General features: G+C 62.2%; 13 protein-coding genes. 7 read left to right on the top strand and 6 right to left on the bottom strand.

Going from position 1 to position 16,995, the window contains the following annotated elements; genetic code table 11:
• Positions 1–29 precede the first annotated feature (29 nt).
• Positions 30–2,090 (bottom strand): TonB-dependent receptor, encoded by a 2,061-nt coding sequence (locus LOY22_RS20985; protein ID WP_258594679.1) that lies wholly within the window; start codon positions 2,088–2,090, stop codon positions 30–32.
• A 197-nt stretch (positions 2,091–2,287) separates the two neighbouring features.
• On the opposite strand from LOY22_RS20985, the gene LOY22_RS20980 reads away from it, so the two are divergent.
• Both LOY22_RS20980 and LOY22_RS20975 read left to right on the top strand, forming a co-directional pair.
• Complete coding sequence (locus tag LOY22_RS20980; RefSeq protein ID WP_045197670.1) at positions 2,288–2,509, top strand: VF530 family DNA-binding protein; 222 nt, start codon at positions 2,288–2,290, stop codon at positions 2,507–2,509.
• Between the two features lie 70 nt (positions 2,510–2,579).
• Positions 2,580–3,167, top strand: coding sequence for a Pr6Pr family membrane protein (locus LOY22_RS20975; protein ID WP_249744434.1), 588 nt, complete (start codon positions 2,580–2,582; stop codon positions 3,165–3,167).
• 9 nt (positions 3,168–3,176) lie between these two features.
• Here the strand turns inward: LOY22_RS20975 and LOY22_RS20970 are convergent, their stop codons facing one another.
• Both LOY22_RS20970 and LOY22_RS20965 read right to left on the bottom strand, forming a co-directional pair.
• Positions 3,177–3,944, bottom strand: coding sequence for a siderophore-interacting protein (locus LOY22_RS20970; RefSeq protein WP_093380081.1), 768 nt, complete (start codon positions 3,942–3,944; stop codon positions 3,177–3,179).
• Positions 3,941–4,510, bottom strand: coding sequence for a PadR family transcriptional regulator (locus LOY22_RS20965; RefSeq protein ID WP_045197676.1), 570 nt, complete (start codon positions 4,508–4,510; stop codon positions 3,941–3,943). Before LOY22_RS20965 ends, LOY22_RS20970 begins: the two co-directional genes overlap by 4 nt.
• Before the next feature lie 224 nt (positions 4,511–4,734).
• Between LOY22_RS20965 and LOY22_RS20960 the strand changes: the two genes are divergently transcribed.
• A complete protein-coding gene (locus LOY22_RS20960) occupies positions 4,735–5,229 on the top strand; it encodes a C40 family peptidase (protein ID WP_045197678.1) in 495 nt (164 codons plus the stop codon).
• Here the strand turns inward: LOY22_RS20960 and LOY22_RS20955 are convergent.
• The gene (locus LOY22_RS20955) at positions 5,226–8,360 is read right to left on the bottom strand and encodes a transglycosylase domain-containing protein (RefSeq protein ID WP_213603419.1); all 3,135 of its coding nucleotides are present in this window, start codon (positions 8,358–8,360) and stop codon (positions 5,226–5,228) included. The genes LOY22_RS20960 and LOY22_RS20955 overlap by 4 nt on opposite strands.
• Before the next feature lie 437 nt (positions 8,361–8,797).
• Between LOY22_RS20955 and LOY22_RS20950 the strand changes: the two genes are divergently transcribed.
• Positions 8,798–10,219, top strand: coding sequence for an amino acid permease (locus LOY22_RS20950; protein WP_045197680.1), 1,422 nt, complete (start codon positions 8,798–8,800; stop codon positions 10,217–10,219).
• An 827-nt stretch (positions 10,220–11,046) separates the two neighbouring features.
• On the opposite strand, the gene LOY22_RS20945 is transcribed toward LOY22_RS20950, so the two are convergent.
• Complete coding sequence (locus tag LOY22_RS20945; protein ID WP_093380087.1) at positions 11,047–12,171, bottom strand: OpgC family protein; 1,125 nt, start codon at positions 12,169–12,171, stop codon at positions 11,047–11,049.
• Between the two features lie 261 nt (positions 12,172–12,432).
• Here LOY22_RS20945 and LOY22_RS20940 point away from each other — a divergent pair, with 261 nt between their 5' ends.
• From LOY22_RS20940 to LOY22_RS20930, 3 genes are read left to right on the top strand one after another with little or no spacing between them, the layout of a single operon-like run.
• The gene (locus tag LOY22_RS20940) at positions 12,433–12,807 is read left to right on the top strand and encodes a GtrA family protein (RefSeq protein WP_038999075.1); all 375 of its coding nucleotides are present in this window, start codon (positions 12,433–12,435) and stop codon (positions 12,805–12,807) included.
• Positions 12,804–13,769: a glycosyltransferase family 2 protein gene (locus LOY22_RS20935; protein ID WP_093380090.1), complete on the top strand. Its 966-nt coding sequence runs from the start codon at positions 12,804–12,806 to the stop codon at positions 13,767–13,769. Before LOY22_RS20940 ends, LOY22_RS20935 begins: the two co-directional genes overlap by 4 nt.
• A complete protein-coding gene (locus tag LOY22_RS20930; protein ID WP_258594675.1) occupies positions 13,756–15,282 on the top strand; it encodes a glucosyltransferase domain-containing protein in 1,527 nt (508 codons plus the stop codon). Before LOY22_RS20935 ends, LOY22_RS20930 begins: the two co-directional genes overlap by 14 nt.
• Before the next feature lie 12 nt (positions 15,283–15,294).
• Here the strand turns inward: LOY22_RS20930 and LOY22_RS20925 are convergent, their stop codons facing one another.
• Positions 15,295–16,914, bottom strand: a complete 1,620-nt coding sequence (locus LOY22_RS20925; protein WP_093380093.1) for an FMN-binding glutamate synthase family protein — start codon at positions 16,912–16,914, stop codon at positions 15,295–15,297.
• Positions 16,915–16,995 lie beyond the last annotated feature (81 nt).

Raw genomic sequence — 16,995 nt, 5'->3', positions numbered from 1 at the left:
AAGGCCGGCGCCCACAGGGGGCTATTGCTTTAGAAGGTGGTACGCAAGCCGACTTCGACACTGCGCCCTGGTGCCGGGGCGATGTCACGCAGGATCGAACTTGAGTAGCGCACGGTCTGGTCGGTCAGGTTCTCGCCCCGGACGAAGGCCAGCCACTGGCTCTGGCCGATATCGAAGCGGTAGCCGACGCTGGCGCCGAGGGTGGTGTAGCCGTCGGTGCTGGTCTCGTTGGCCGGTTTCTTGTGCTGGGCGCTGGCGTGCTGCACGTCCACCCGCGCCTGCCAGCGATCCAGTTCCCACAACAGGCCGCTGTTCAGGCGCAGCGGGGCGATGCGTGGCAGGTCTTCGCCAGTGTCGAGGTTCTTGGCCCGGGTGTAGTCGCCGGACAGCTCCAGGGCAAAGCTGCCATAACGGTTCTGCGCCAGTTGCCAGCGGTCCTGGGCCTCGATGCCGTAGAAGCGCGCGCGAACCCCGTGGTAGAGGTATTCCGGTACATCGCCGCCGTGGTCATGATCATGGTCGTGATCGTGGTCTTCATCGCCGTGATCATGGTCGTGGTCGTGGCCTTCGCGCAGGTTGCCGCTGGCTAGCAGGCCGATGTAATTGCGAAAGTGGCTGTAGAACACACCGACGCTGCCCTTGTGCGTGCCGTTGTCGAAGCGCAGGGCCAGGTCGCTGGAGATGGCTTTTTCCTTGCTCAGGTTCGGGTCACCGACCTCGTAGGTGCCGGTGGCGACGTGGGCGCCGTTGGCGTACAGCTCGTAGAAGGTCGGAGCACGCTCGGTGTAGCCCAGGGTCGCGGCCAGGGACCACACCGGGGTCAGCTCGTAGACCGCGCCGGAGGACAGGCTGGCGGCGGTGAAACTGCTTGAACGCTCAGCCTCGGCAAAACGTTCGCTGCCCTTGCTGTCGGGTTCGACCCGGGTGTGCTCCAGGCGCCCGCCGAGGCTCAGGTTCAGGCGTTCGGTGGCTTGCCACTGCTCGAGCATGAACAGCGCCAGGCTGTTGGTGTCGGTGTGCGGCACGAAGGCTTCTTCGCCGAGGGCGGAGAACTCGTTGCGGCTGACCTGGGCGCCAATCACCCCTTCGACCGGCCCCAGTGGCTGATGCCGCGCCTCGACCCGCGCCTCGTAGCCTTTGTTCTTGAAGGTGGTGTGCACCTCGCCGCTTTCCAGCTCGCGGTGCTGGTAGTCGGTATAGCCAAGGTCGACCTTCACCGAGCTGAACGGGCCGTCGAGGTCGCGCAACTCCGAGGCGAAGCCGTAATGATCCTGCTGCATGTCCAGGCGCACGCCCGGTTCGGCCACCGAGCCGTAGTTGGAGTCATAGCGGCTGTAGGAAAGGCCGGCATAGCCGTGATCCCAATGGTAGGAACCGCCAACGGCACCGCCGTCCTGGCGACCGTCGCTGTTTTCCAGGCGGTGCTTGCTGCCCGGTTCGTCGGCGTCGCGCACTTTCGAGCTGCGGGCGTAGCCTGGGATGCGCAGGTCATTGAACTGGCGGCTGTTGGCGTCCAGGTGCAGGGCGAAGCGGCCATCACCAGCCTCCAGTTTGCCGGCGCTGCTGCGGGTGGTGTCGGCGCCGCCATAGCGCAACTCGCCGGCGCCGTGAATGCCGTCGATGGGCGAAGTCGGAATGCGGTTGTCGAAGCTGTTGACCACCCCGCCGATGGCGTTGCCGCCGTAGAGCAGGGCAGCCGGGCCGCGGACGATTTCGATACGCTCGACGGTGGCCGGGTCCAGCGGCACGGCGTGGTCATAGGACAGCGACGAGGCATCCAGGGCGCCAACACCGTTGCGCAGGATGCGGATCCGGTCGCCGTCCAGGCCGCGGATCACCGGGCGGCTGGCACCGGGGCCGAACCAGGTCGAGGCGACGCCGGGCTGGTTGTTGAGGGTCTGGCCGAGACTGCCTTTTTGTTGCAGGGCCAGGTCGTCGCCATCGAGCACAGTGGTGGGCGCAGCCAGCTCGCTGTTGCCCAGCGGGTTGGCGGTGATCACCTGGGGTTGCAGTTCGACAGCCTGGCTCACGGGGGACGCGAGCCAGAGCGCAGCGGCAAGGGGAGAGAGGCGCAGGGGTAAGTGACGCATGGAGGAAAGGGGTCCTTGGCAGTGTTATAGTGTTGATACAATATAACATTACCATTAAAGATAAAACGCTCAAGCGCTGGCTAGAGCCTTTGCCCACACTAGAATGTCTGTTAGCAGCACCTGGGATGCGAAAAGTCTGAAGACTTGTAGCCGTGCCTCGGCTAAGGTGCGCACCTTTCGTTGGCTGGAGCACAGGCATGACCGCCGCTAATCAAAACCCGCTGCATGGCGTGACCCTGGAGCAGATCCTTACCGCGCTGGTCGCGAAGTACCAATGGGACGGCCTGGCTGAGCGCATTGATATCCGCTGCTTCAAGAGCGACCCGAGCATCAAGTCGAGCCTGACCTTCTTGCGCAAGACCCCCTGGGCCCGCGAGAAAGTCGAGCGCCTGTACCTGAAAATGCAGCGCGGCCGCTGAGCCGGTGAGCCGGCGCAGGCTGTTGATTGCCCTGACTGCGTGCCTGGGCTGGAGCGCGCTGGCGATCCAGATGTACCTGCTGTTGCTGGCGCGCTGGCAGGAGCAGGCGAGCCTGCTGGGCGGCCTGGTGACCTTGTTCAGTTTTTTCACCGTACTCAGCAACACCCTGGTCGCGGTGGTGCTGAGCCACGCGGCATTCGGCCGCGAGTCGGCGCTGCGACGGTTCTTCCTCGCGCCCTGGGTCAGTTCCGGGATTGCCGCGAGCATTATCCTCGTGGGCCTGGCCTACAGCCTGTTGCTGCGGCACCTGTGGCACCCGCAAGGTTGGCAATGGCTGGCGGACGAGCTGCTGCACGATGTCATGCCGCTGCTGTTCGTGGTCTATTGGTGGTGCTGTGTGGAGAAGGGCAGCCTGCGATTCAGGCATCTGCTGGCCTGGCTGCTGTATCCGCTGGGGTATTTTGCCTACGCACTGCTGCGCGGGCATGTGATAGGTGTCTATCCCTATCCGTTCATCGATGTGGCCGAACTGGGCTATGGCCAGGTGCTTCTTAATGCGCTGGCGATTCTCGCCGGGTTTGTCGCCATCAGTCTGCTGTTGCTCGGCCTCGATCATTGGCAGGGCGGGCGCCTGGCCAAGGCCAGGACGCAACCCTGAGGCAGCCGTTCATTCGTCGTGCGGGTCGAGCTGCCAGTACGAGGCGGCTTTGATCAGGTCTTCCTTGACGCCCTTGTCATCGATCAGCAGGCGCTTGGCCTTACGCATCAGCGATTTTTCCAAGGCTACCCAGGTATACAACTGACCGCTTGGCAAGGACAGATCCTTCACTACGTCAAGCAGATCCTGCTGCTGGCGCAGAACCCAGATCACTTCGACCTGCGCGGCGCTGGCCAGTGCTTGTTGCTCCTGGGCATTCTCGATCTCGATCACTGCCAGCACCTTGCGGCCGGCCGGCAGTTCTTCCAGGCGCCGGGCGATGGCCGGGATCGCGGTTTCGTCACCGACCAGCAGGTAGCTGTCGAAGATATCCGGGACCACCAGCGAGGCCCGTGGCCCGGCCATGTTGAGCACCTGGCCGACTTGCGCCTGGGCCGCCCAGGTCGAAGCAGGGCCGTCGCCGTGCAGGACAAAGTCGATGTCCATCTCGCCGCCGGCCAGGTCGATGCGCCGCGGCGTGTACTCGCGCATGGTCGGGCGCAGGCCGTCGCGGCTGAAGTCGAGGTTGTCGAGCACGGCCTGTTCTTCTGCCGAGCAGGCGAACATCAGTTTGACGTGATCGTCGCTGCCAACGCTGGTAAAGCCCTGCAGTTCTGGCCCGCCGAGGGTGATGCGGCGCATGCGCGGGGTCAGCTCGGTGACCCGCAGCACGTTCAGGCGGCGGTGCTTGATCTCGTGGTTGACGCGGTGAATGGTGGCGTTTTCGCTAACAGTCATTCGGCTTGCTCCGTTGAGGTCGCAATGGGCCCTGCGACGATGGCTTTGGCGGTGTCGTTGAGCAGGGTGCGGACCCGCTCGATTTCTGCCGGGTTCCAGCGCCCGCTGTGCATCTGCAGGGCATGGCGCAGGTTGTGGACCGCTTCGTGGATCTCGGCCGGGCGGTCGTGGCCGCGCAGCGAACGCTTGCTGACTTCAATGCGCATGCGCACCCCGTCCAGGGCGATGGCCTGGTCGGCCAGGGACTTCTCCCCGGCTGCGGTAATGCCGTAGAGGCGCTTGCTGCCCTGGGTCTGGCCGCTGATCAGCTCGGCTTCTTCAAGAAAATTCAAGGTCGGGTAGATCACCCCGGGGCTGGGGCTGTAGCTGCCATCGAAGAGGCTTTCGATCTGGCGGATCAGGTCGTAGCCGTGGCAGGGCTGCTCGGCCAGCATCGACAACAACAGCAGTTTCAGGTCGCCTGGGGCAAACACGCGGGGGCCGCGATCGCCGCGTTCACGGCCGTGACGGCGTTCGAAGCCGTCATGCCGGTCGCCATGCTCGCGGTGGGGATGATGGTCACGCATGGGGGATCTCCGTTTGCGTTAGATGTATCTTCAGATATTACTCAAGATATATCTTAAAGCAAGCGCGAGAATAAGAATATTTCTCATGATCAGCGTAGGACGGGCTGAATTTGTGTAGGAATGCTTAAGGTTTTTCCTACAAGCGCCTCAGATTGGCTTGATCTACACCCACGGAAATCACCCCTAAGATTCGCCACGTTTTCTTCACCTGTGAGTATTTCACCGTGGCGCGTTCAATTTTTTTCATCAGCCTGCTCTGGGGGCTGTCGTTTTTTGCCCAGGCCAATTTCTCCGTTACCCAAATCGCTCGCGAGCACACGGTGCGGCACGAGCTGGAAGCCAACCTCGATCGTCTGGTCGAGCGTGCACACGAGTTGATCGGCGTGCCGTACCGCTGGGGCGGCATGTCGGTCAAGGGCGGGTTTGATTGCAGCGGCCTGCTGGTCTACCTGTTTCGCCACGAGGCCGATATCAGGATTCCGCGTACCACCGCGGCGATGCTCAAGTCCGGTGCCCGGACCATCAAGCAGAGCCAGCTAAAACGTGGCGACGCGGTGTTCTTCAACCGTAATGGCCAGGGCCGGATCGGCCACGTCGGCCTGTACATCGGCGAAGGGCGTTTCATCCACGCCCCACGGACCGGCAAGAACATTCGTATCGACTCGCTGAGCAACAGTTACTGGGCCAAAAGCTACACGACCGCCAAGCGCTTCCACTAACGCTGGACCATCCGTGGCGGCTTGCACAGGGTGTGGCTGCCTGGTTCCAGGTAGGGCATCAGGATTGGCGCCATGCCCTTGAGCACCTGCACCGGCAAGGCCGAGGTAAAGCGGAAGGATTCCGCCGCACGGCCAGGTACGAAGGCGGTGAGGGTGCCGAAGTGGTTTTCGCCGAGGTAGAACACGAAAGTCGCGGTGCGGTTCAGCGAGCGTGAGCCGATCAGCCGCCCGCCGGCACCGAAGCTTTCGATGCGATTGTCGCCGGTACCGGTCTTGCCGCCCATCACCAGCGGGGTGCCGTCGGCCAGTTTGAAGCTGCCCGACACCCGCCGCGCAGTACCGGCGTCGACCACTTGCGAGAGGGCGCCGCGCAGGGCCCGGGCAACTTCCACCGAGAGCACCCGCTGGCCGAGGTCGGGGTCGCTGGTCAGGCGGGTTTCATACGGGGTGTCGGCGGCGAAGTGCAGGGTGTCGATGCGCAGCACCGGCAGGCGTACGCCATCGTTCTGGATGATCCCGATCAGCTCGGCCAGGGCTGCCGGACGGTCGCCGGAGCTGCCGATGGCGGTGGCCAGCGACGGCACCAGGTGGTCGAACGGGTAGCCGACACGTTTCCAGCGCTGATGAATATCGAGGAAGGCTTCGATTTCCACCAGGGTGCGGATACGGCTGTCGCGTGCGCCCTTGTGCCGGCTCTTGAACAGCCAGCCATAGACTTCCTGACGCTCGAAGTGACCGGCCTCAGCCGCCTCCTGGAAGGTGGCGCTGGGGTGCTGGAGCAGGTAGCCAAGCAGCCACAGGTCCAGTGGATGGACCTTGGCGATAAAGCCCTGGTCGGGCAGGTCGTAGGCGCCCGGGCGGTAGGCTTCGTACAGCTCTTGCAGGCGTTTCTCGGTGACGGTGTTCTGCTTGGTCGCCGGGGTCTTGTTCTCGACCCGGTCCTTTTTCAGGTGCGCCTGGACGAACGCGTTGAAAGTCGCCTGGTCAGCCTCGGGAAACAGGTAGCGGTGCACTGCGGCCAGGCGGATCGGGGTGACCCGCAGGCTGTCGAGGAAGGTGTCCAGGCGCTGCTGCGACGTCTTGCGCTGGTACTTCTTCCAGAACCTGCGCATGTAATCGGTGCCTTCCTTGTCGGCAAAGCGTGCCAGGTACTCCTGGCGGCGTGGCTCGGCATCGTCCTTGAGCAGGCTGGCGCTGTTGCCCGGCTGCTGGTAGGTGCTGTAGCGCACCAGGTCGCGCATCAGGCGAATGAACGGCAGGTTGATCGACTCGCGCAAGGCGTCTTTGAGGGTAGGGATACGGCCGTTGTCTTCCTTGCGAAAGTTGTTGAACACATGCAGGCCGCCGCCAGTGAAGAAGGCTTCGCCGGGGCTGGCGGAATACTTGCGCTCAAGGGCGGCGTTGAGCATGGCGCTGAGGTCGCGGTCCTTGTTCTGGATCAGGTAGTCGATGGCCCAGCGGGTAATGAAGTCCAGTTCCGCCACCGGGACTTTTTTCAGCTCCGCAGCCGGGGTGTTGGCGTACTTGTCGTGCAGTTCGCCGATGATTTCCAGGTAGCTGGTCAGCACCCGCAGCTTGGCGGTCGAGCCCAGCTCGAGCTTGCTGCCTTCGTTGATGTCGAACGGCTGGTCGGTGCTGTCGGTCTGCACCCGCACCCTTGAGCCGTCGGCGGTGCGTTCGAGCAGGGTGAAGCTATAGCGCACCTGGGTGGTACTGGTCGGGGTCAGCAGGCGTTCGCCGAACAGGCCCATTTTTTCCGCAAAGGCCGGGTCGGCGAGGTCCTTGAGGTACTGGCTGACCTGGCCCTGCAAATCCGACTGCAGGGTGCTGGTGGCCGACAGGTCGAGACGGTCGAGGTCGTACAGTGGCCGGCCGAGGGCCGAAGACAGCCGGCTGCGGGCAACGCTGATGCCTTTGTTGGTGACGATTGGCTGAATGGTCGGCTGGGCCACCCAGTCGCGGTAGATGGCCTTGCTGGCCAGGGCGGCGTCCGCCAGCGGCTTGTCGATGATGTTGCTGGCCGCGAGGATGCGGATGTGGCTGTCGGTCAGCAACGCAAGTTCCGCCCGGCCCTTGGACAAAAAGTGCGAGGGCCGGCGTTGAGCGATCATCAGCGACAGCACCTGGCGCAGGGCCAGGCCACGGGCGGCGAGGCTGGCCGGGTCGGTGTCGGTGGACGACAGGGCCTGGTTGACCTGGGCGAAGTCGGCGCCGTACCAGACCCGCAAGCCTTCGGCCATGCCATGTACTTCACCATGCCCGGGAACCGCCGACAGCGGCACGCTATTGAGGTAATCACGGACGATGCGCTGGCGGGCTTCCAGGGTCTGCGGGCCATCCTGATAAGCGCGCACGCTGGCGGAAATCATCTGGCGAATCTTCTCGCTGCCCGAGGCGGTCAGGCCGTCGGGTGAATGCCGGTATTTTTCCAGTTGGGTCGCCAGGGTACTGCCGCCTGCCGACTGGCCGGGCAGGGCCAGGTACTTGGCCACCTGGGTGTAGGCCGCTTTGGCGAAGCGCGGCCAGTCCACGGCGGGGTTGTTCAGTGGGTCGTCGGGGTCGAGCAGGTCGCGGTTCTCGATGAACAGCAGGCTGTGGACGATGACCGGCGGGATCGAGGCGAAGTCGGGGTACAGGTGCTGGGGGTAATGAAACTGGTACAGGGCGTCGCCCTTGCAGTCGGTAATCGACAGGCCTGCCTGAATCTTCTCGGCATAAGGCACGAAAAAGCCATGATCGACGTAGTCCATCAATGCGGGCGAAAAACGCGTCTGTTCATTGATGACGTAGTCCCGCTTGAGCAGGCGCGGCAGGAACTCCCCCAGCGAGCTGTAGCCCAGGCGCTTGTCGAACGGGCCGTCGCCAGGGTAGCGAATGGCATCGCTGGGGCCGGGTTGCATGGAATAACTGAGGGTCGCGGCGAACTGGCTGAATTCTCGCGCCTGCAGGCGCGAAGTGCGCATTTCTTCGGAGGCGGCATAGCCCAGGGCGATCAGGGCGAGCAGCAGCACCAGCCACAAAAGGCGCCACCAAAGACGGCGCTGGCGTGGGCTTTTCGGCAATGGCGAAGGTTCGAGGTGTTCAGAGGGAGCTTCCGTACTGTTCGGTTCCGATTGCCACAATGCGCCCATAGTCTTCAGCCCGGCTACGTATTTTCGTCTTGCTTGCCTGAAGCTTAGACGGTGGCCGGGTTTGGTGAAAAATTTGTAGTCAGTTGCCGGGCATTTCCTAAAAACGTGTCAGAAATGCGCCTTTGGTGGAGCTTGAATTGCCCCGTTTTGGTGCTATGTTAGCCGCCCTGTTTCCTGCAGAGGCTCTAGCACGGGGAATGCCCCTCCGTAGAAGCGATATTTGCCGAGAGTTCTCGCCAAATATCGCGCTTTATACAGTGAAATGCCCTGCAGGGGCCTTTCTATACTGCTCGCCCCTTTCGCTCTGCCGGTTTTGCACACCCGGCAGACGGGTCCGCTCACAAGGTGGTGCCCGGCGAGGCAGCGCATCCAGCCTATCGGCGGTGCCAGGCCTGCACGAATGGTCATATCCAATAACAAAATGAGGTTGTATTTCTATGCCAGTCGGCAACCACCCTTCTCATGGTGAGACCGCCCAGGGCGGCCCACTCAAGCGAGAACTCGGCGAACGCCACATTCGCCTGATGGCGCTGGGCGCCTGTATCGGTGTCGGCCTGTTCCTCGGTTCGGCCAAGGCCATCGAAATGGCCGGTCCGGCCATCATGCTGTCGTACATCATTGGCGGTCTGGCGATCCTGGTGATCATGCGCGCCCTTGGCGAGATGGCCGTGCACAACCCGGTAGCCGGCTCGTTCAGCCGCTACGCCCAAGACTACCTCGGCCCGCTGGCGGGTTTTCTTACCGGCTGGAACTACTGGTTCCTGTGGCTGGTGACCTGCGTGGCGGAAATCACCGCGGTGGCCATCTATATGGGCATCTGGTTCCCGGAAGTGCCGCGCTGGATCTGGGCCCTGGCGGCTCTGGGCAGCATGGGCGCGATCAACCTGATCGCGGTCAAGGCCTTCGGTGAGTTCGAGTTCTGGTTCGCCCTGATCAAGATCGTCACCATCATCGCCATGGTCCTGGGCGGCGTCGGCATCATCGCCTTCGGTTTCGGCAACGATGGCGTGGCCATGGGCATCTCCAACCTCTGGAGCAACGGCGGCTTCATGCCCAATGGCGTGACCGGCGTGCTGATGTCGCTGCAGATGGTGATGTTCGCCTACCTGGGCGTCGAGATGATCGGCCTGACCGCCGGTGAAGCGCGCAACCCGCAAAAGACCATTCCCCAGGCCATCGGCTCGGTGTTCTGGCGCATCCTGCTGTTCTACGTCGGCGCCCTGTTCGTGATCCTGTCGATCTACCCGTGGAACGAAATCGGCAGCCAGGGCAGCCCGTTCGTGATGACCTTCGAGCGGCTGGGCATCAAGACTGCTGCCGGTATCATCAACTTCGTGGTGATCACTGCCGCGCTGTCGTCGTGCAACGGCGGCATCTTCAGCACCGGGCGCATGCTCTACAGCCTGGCGCAGAACGGCCAGGCGCCGGCCACCTTTGCCCGCACCTCGAGCAACGGCGTACCGCGCAATGCCTTGCTGCTGTCGATCGCAGCCTTGCTGCTGGGCGTGCTGGCCAACTATCTGGTGCCGGAGAAAGTCTTCGTCTGGGTAACCGCCATTGCCACCTTCGGCGCGATCTGGACCTGGGTGATGATCCTCCTGGCCCAGCTGAAGTTCCGCGCCGGCCTGAGCAACGCCGAGCGCGCTGCCTTGAAGTACCGCATGTGGCTGTGGCCGCTGAGCTCCTACCTGGCGCTGGCGTTCCTGATCCTGGTGGTCGGCTTGATGGCCTACTTCGAGGAAACCCGCGTAGCCCTGTACATCGGCCCGGCGTTCCTGGTGATGCTGACCGTGCTGTACTACGTGTTCAAGCTGTCGCCAAACAGCGTGGAACAGCGCGCGGCAAGTTCGGCGTCCTGATCCTTGCGTAAATAAAAAAGCCCGTATCCATGGATACGGGCTTTTTTTTGGCTCTTCACGGAATCCCGGGCTGGGATGTTGAGGCTGCGAGTTTATCCATTCAGTGTGGGGCTGCTGCTGGCCCCTTCCGCCTTTACGGCGGCCTACTTTTCTCTTGGGAAGAAGTAGGCAAAACCGCTTGCTCCTGCATACGGCCCTACGCTGCGCTTCGGGTCCCCTCGCTACGGCACCTTCCGGGGCATCGCGGCCTACGACTTGCTTTGCAAGTCTACATCTCGCGTCTTCGGCTGCCGCCGAAGGTGCTGCGCACCGCCCCTACAGGCACCTACGCTCGGCCTCCTGAAGTCGCTTTTCGCGGCGTCTGGAAGTGCGTGCATGAATATCAAGATCAAGTTGGTGCTCGTTTTATCAGCGGGCTGTCCCGCTCCTGCGTCAGTATGGCTTCGCCAACATCTGCTTTCGCAGATACGTCAGTGCAGGCGCCGCCCGTAACTTCGCGACTTCAGGAGGCTGAGCGTAGGTGTCTGGAGGGGGCTGGTGCGTAGCACCCTTCGGCCTATGCCGAAGTCGCGAGACGTAGACTTGGCGAAGCAAGTCGTAGGCCGCGATGCCCCTGGAAGGCACCGTAGCGAAGGAACCCGGAGCGCAGCGTAGGGCCGTATGCTGGAGCGAGCGGTTTTGGTTACTTTTGCCAAGAACAAAAGGGACCCGCCGTAAGGGCGGAAGGGGCCAACAGCGGCGCCACACCGAATGGATAAACCCGCAACCCAACCCAAGAATCATAGCCCCCGGGATTCCGTGAAGAACCTTTTTTTTACCTGCGCGAATCAGGTAGCAACCGCCCGCATCGGCTGGGTCAGGCGCTTGTTGAAGTCCAGCCAGGCGCCGAGCAGGGCCATGATCGCGACGCCCACCAGGGCGGTGAATACCTGCATGGCAAAGGCATCGCCGGCCATGGCATTGATCATGTCCGCCAGCGGCGCCAGCAGCACCCCCAGGCAGAATACTTCAAGCGAATAGCGGCCCATGCGCCCGGTTTGCTGCGCCAGCCAGTTCTGCGTCCAGCCGCTGCCGGGCAGCAGCTTGGCGGTGACGTAGGCCAGGGCCAGGAAGTGCAGCAAGCGCACCGGCGACAGGTCGGTCTTGCTGATCGGGTACAGCAGGTTGTTGAGGCTGGCCGGCATCCACGCATCGTGAATCTCTGGCCAGCGCCAGGACAGGGTAATGATGCCGGCTGTCAGTGAATAGGCGGCAGCTGCCAGGAACAGTGGCTGGCGGCGCAACGGTCGGGTTTGTGCTGGCCGCGCCTGCTGCCCGTACAACGCCGCGGCGCCGCCCAGCACGAACAGGAACTGCCAGGTGACCGGGTTGAAGTACCACACGCCATCGGAAAAATTCGCCAGGTTCCAGCCCATGCCGGGGGCCGCCAGGTACACCGCCATCGATACACCGACCACCGCCAGGGTGTTGCGCATCAGCAGCCCCAGCCCCAGCGCCAGGCCGGCCAGTAGCACGATGTACAGCGGCAGCGGGTCCATCAGGTTGGGTTTGAAGCGCAACAGCAGCTCGTCGGTCAGGGCTTGCTGAGGGTTGGTGACGAAGTGGGTAAGACCCATTTCCTGGACCAGGTCGCGAGTTTCTACATGGCTGTTGGCAAAGAACACGATGCCCATCAGCATCGCCAGCAGGAAGATATGCACCACATACAGCACCCAGGTGCGGCGCAGGATTTTCACGCAGGCGATCAGATAACCGTCGCGCTGCAGCACCTTGCCGTAGGCCAGCACTGCAGCGTAGCCGGCAAGGAAGACGAAAACCTCGGCGGCATCGCTGAAGCCGATGTTACGCAGGGTGATCTGGCCTAAAGGGTTGTGGGGGACGTGATCCCAGAAAATGAAGATCAACGCCAGGCCTCGAAAGAAATCGATGCGCGGGTCGCGTCCGTTAAGCATGGCAGCGGGCTCTTGAACAGTGGGTTTAATAGTGACAGGCAGACGCCGGCAAAAACACGCGCCGCACGTCGGGCGGGGGGCAGGGTGGCGGTATTGGCAGCGAATTGCAAAAGTTGCGTATTACCGGATGTCTCGATTGTCCCTTGAGCAACAGACCGTTGGTCGTAAATCGTCCGTTCCTGTCATTAGTATCAGTAGACGAACCGCCAATGGCGTGGCCTGCTGAGCCCAGGCGCAACGGTCAGCGAGGCGTGACAGGCAATGGCCAACATATGGAAAGGATTTTCCACCTACAGCGTAATTGGCATCGCCAATACGCTGGTTCATTGGCAGCTGTTTTTCGTCCTGCGGGTCGAGTTCGACCTGAGCCAGGCCCTGAGCAACCTGCTGGCGTTTTGTGTTGCTGCGAGCCTTTCCTACTACGTCAATGCGCTCTACACCTTCGCCGTGCCGCCCTCGATCGGCCGCTACCTGCTGTTCATGCTGTGTCTGGGCACGGTCAGCCTGGCGGTGGGTTGGCTGGGCGACCACTGGCGGCTGCACGGGATGATCACGGTAGTGAGTTTTTCCCTGATCAGCCTGACCTGCGGCTTCCTGCTGGCCAAATGGCTGGTGTTTCGCGGGGCCGAGTCATGAACGTCTCGCTGATCGTGCCGGTGTTCAACGAAGAACAGGCGCTCAGACTGTTTTACCAGGCTGTGCGTCAAGAACCCTCGTTGCAGGCACACTGCATTGAAATCGTCTTCGTCAACGACGGCAGCAGCGACCGCACCGCCGAAGTCGCCCGTTCGCTCGCGCTGGCGGACAGGGACGTGGTGCTGATCAACTTCTCGCGCAACTTCGGTAAGGAACCGGCACTGTTCGCCGGCCTGGAGTACGCCAGCGGTGACGCCGTGGTGCCCATGGATGTTGACCTGCAAGACCCGGTAGCGGTGGTTGCGCAGTTGATCGACGCGTGGCGCGACGGTGCCGACGTGGTCCTGGCCAAGCGTCGGGATCGCTCCAGCGATGGTTACCTGAAGCGTCGCAGCGCCTCGCTGTTCTATCGTCTGCTTAACCGTATTGCCTACACCCATATTGAAGAAAACGTCGGCGATTTCCGCCTGATGGACCGCAAGGTGGTGGACGTGATCAAGACCTTGCCCGAGCAGCAGTTGTTCATGAAGGGGGTGCTGTCGTGGGCGGGGTTCAACGTCGCCATCGTCGAATACGACCGCGCGCCGAGGGCGGTGGGGCGCAGCAAGTTCAACGCCTGGCGGCTGTGGAACCTGGCGCTGGACGGCATAACTTCGTTCAGCACCTGGCCTTTGCGCTTGTGGAGCTACGTCGGCGCATGTATCTCGTTGTTGGCGTTGCTGTACGCCGGTTACCTGGTAGTGGACAAGCTACTGTTCGGCAATGAGGTGCCCGGATATCCGTCATTGATGACAGCGATACTGTTTCTGGGCGGGGTGCAACTGATCGGTATCGGCATATTGGGGGAGTACATCGGCCGTATCTACATGGAGGCCAAGCATCGACCCCGGTATGTGGTCAAAGAGATCGTCAGGGCCAATGGCACGAGCTATCGAAAGGGGGCCAAGCGTGTTGGCGAGTGAACGGGTGTTAAGCCCCCAACAGGTGCTGTTGTTTTTTATTGTTCTGTCCCTGGCTTACGTGTTTCCCATTGTTCATGCCGACTACGCCTATGTGGATGACAACTGGCGGGCGTTGCTGCAGGCCCAGGACGCCTGGCGCAATCAAGGCAGAATTCTGCTCGAGTGGCTGTACAAGGTACTGACCTTCAGCCAGGCAACGATCAATATCTTCCCGATGCCCTTGCTGATCAGCATTGTTGCCCTGGCCATGGCCATGGCGCGCCTGACGTTGTGGCTGTTTCCTCGCCCCGGGATTACCAGCTGCCTGGTGATCCTGCCAGTGCTATGCAATCCGTTTTTCCTCGGCAATCTGACCTATCAATACGACGGTCCGGGGATGGTGCTGGCGCTGGTCGCGGTGATCTATGCAATAACCTGCCGGCTTGAACATCGCACTATTCGCACGCTGCTGGCGGCCCTGTTGATTGCCGTAACGCTGAGCCTATATCAACTGAGCATCAGCCTGTTTATTGGCTTGTGCATTGTCGAGTTCATCCGCGGGGTAAGAGACAAGGTTGCGCTCCAGGCAGTGCTGGTGATGCTTGTGGAGCGGCTTGTGCAACTGGTAGTCGGTGGCCTCATGTATTTTCTTACCGTCTACCCACTGGCTGTCGATACCCGCGGCAGCCACCTGCCCGTTGATCAGCAGTGGCTCGGTGTGGTGTGGCAGAAGTTGTGCGTCTCAATGCAGATGCTGGGCTTGCTGATGGCCTCTGCGGGCAATGTGCTGACGCTTGCCCTGCTATTGGGGGCAGGTGCCGGTTTTGTATTGCTCATGGGAAACATTCGCCAGATGCACGGGCGGCCGTCCGCCAGGTTTGGCGTTGCGCTGCTGTACCTGCTCAGCCCGGTGGCCCTGGTCTGGAGTGTGCCGGGCATGATGCTGTTTCTTGTCGAGCCCAACCTTGAGGCTCGAAACTTCATCGGCTTTTCGCCAGTGCTGGTTTTACTGTTGTTGTTCAGTCACGAGTTGCTGGGGCGGGTCTGGCCGGGATTGCGCTGGCTGTTGATCTTGCCAACGCTGTTCATGTTTGCCTTCAGCTATGCCTATGGCCAGGTGATCATCGCCAAGAAAGAACTTGAATCAGCCATGGCGCACTACATTGCCAATGACCTGGTATCACGCAGTGAGCTGCGCGACGTAAACAGGTACAACTACCTGAGGGCACCCGGTGACGGTAACTGGTTGCCCAGAGGACATGGCGCCATCACCCACATGCCGCTACTGAGATACATCCTCAGCGGCTCCAATTCGGTGTTGCATGCGCAGTTTTTTCCCCGGCTGGGGATCAATAATGTCATTGGCGGTGAACGCTCGGACTTTGAGCGGTTGGTGGCGGCAGGGGGCGTGGGCGCGCCGCTGGTGGACAACCGGTTCTATTCGATCTACGTCACCGGTGAGCAGGGCTTCATTGTCATGAAGCCCATCCTGGAAGATGAAAACTACAATCACAACTGGCCCCGCGTCCCCTAGCGTTACCGATCTTCAGGCCGCCGCCACCTCTTGCGGCTCGAAGCTGTCCGCCCGCGCCATCTGCCACATCCGCGAATAGAACTCGCCGTTGACCTCGCCGTTGAGCAATTCACCCGGCTTGAGGAACACATGCATCTGCGAGAACAGCTTGATCTCGGTGGCCGAGATGCGCCGCACCAGGTGCTTGGCTTGCAGTTGCGAGGGGTGATCGAGGCCGGCGGCGGCGAGCATTTCAGCCAGGGCCTTGAGGGTGTTGTGGTGAAAGTTGTGCACCCGCTGGGCCTTGTCGGGCACTACCAGGGCGCGCTGGCGCAGCGGGTCCTGGGTGGCAACGCCAGTCGGGCACTTGTTGGTGTGGCAGCTTTGCGACTGGATGCAGCCGATGGCAAACATGAAGCCGCGCGCCGAGTTGGCCCAGTCGGCGCCGATGGCCAGGACGCTGGCGATGTCGAAGGCGCTGACGATCTTGCCGCTGGCGCCGAGCTTGATCTTGTCGCGCAGGTTCAGGCCCACCAGGGTGTTGTGGACGAACAGCAGGCCTTCGCGCAGTGGCACGCCGATATGGTCGGTAAACTCCACTGGCGCCGCGCCGGTGCCGCCTTCCTTGCCGTCGACGACGATGAAGTCAGGCAGGATGCCGGTTTCCAGCATGGCCTTGGCGATGCCCATGAACTCCCAGGGGTGGCCGAGGCAGAACTTGAAGCCCACCGGTTTGCCACCCGACAGTTCACGCAATTGGGCGATGAACTGCATCATCTCGATCGGGGTAGAGAACGCGCTGTGGCGTGACGGCGAGATGCAGTCTTCACCCATCATTACCCCGCGGGTTTCGGCGATTTCGCGGGTGACCTTGTGCTTGGGCAGGATGCCGCCGTGGCCGGGTTTGGCGCCCTGGCTCATCTTGATTTCGATCATCCGCACTTGCGGGTTGCGCGCCTGCTCGGCAAAGCGCTCGGGGTCAAAGCGCCCGTCCGAGGTGCGGCAGCCAAAGTAGCCGCTGCCCAGTTCCCAGGTCAGGTCGCCACCGTGCTCGCGGTGGTAGGGGCTGATGCTGCCTTCACCGGTGTCGTGGGCGAAGTTGCCCAGCTTGGCCCCCTGGTTCAGGGCACGGATGGCGTTGGCGCTGAGTGAGCCGAAGCTCATCGCCGAGATATTGAACACCGACGCCGAGTAGGGCTGCGTGCACTGCGGGCCGCCGACGATTACCCGAAAGCTCGACGGGTCGCTGAGCGGCGCCGGGCGCATGGAGTGGCCGATGAACTCGAAACCGGACTGGTACACGTCGATCAGGGTGCCGAAAGGCTTGTCCGAAGCTTCGTTCTTGGCCCGCGCATACACCAGCGAGCGCTGCGCCCGGGAAAACGGCAGGGCATCGCTGTCGGCTTCAAGCAAGTACTGGCGGATTTCCGGGCGAATGCCTTCGACCAGGTAGCGGATATTGCCCAGGATCGGGTAGTTGCGGCGCACCGCGTGACGGCTTTGCAGCAGGTCGCCAAGGCCGATCAGGCTGAGCACGGCGGTCACCAGGGTGAACGGCCACAGCCATTCGTGGTGGAGGAAGGGCAGGCTGACCAGGGTGAACAACACACAGGCAGCGAAGAAGGCGTAGCGGCTGAGAAGTGACAGGCTCATACGGTTTCCTTGCGATGGCACGGTCAGGCTCAGGGCCTGGACAAACCCCGACCTTAGCCCGGTTGGGGTTTCCAGCGCCAG

Source organism: Pseudomonas sp. B21-035, from assembly GCF_024748945.1.
In the GTDB taxonomy this organism is placed as follows: domain Bacteria; phylum Pseudomonadota; class Gammaproteobacteria; order Pseudomonadales; family Pseudomonadaceae; genus Aquipseudomonas.
The sequence above is the reverse complement of the archived record's forward strand: the minus strand, read 5'-3'. Positions and strand labels throughout refer to the sequence as shown.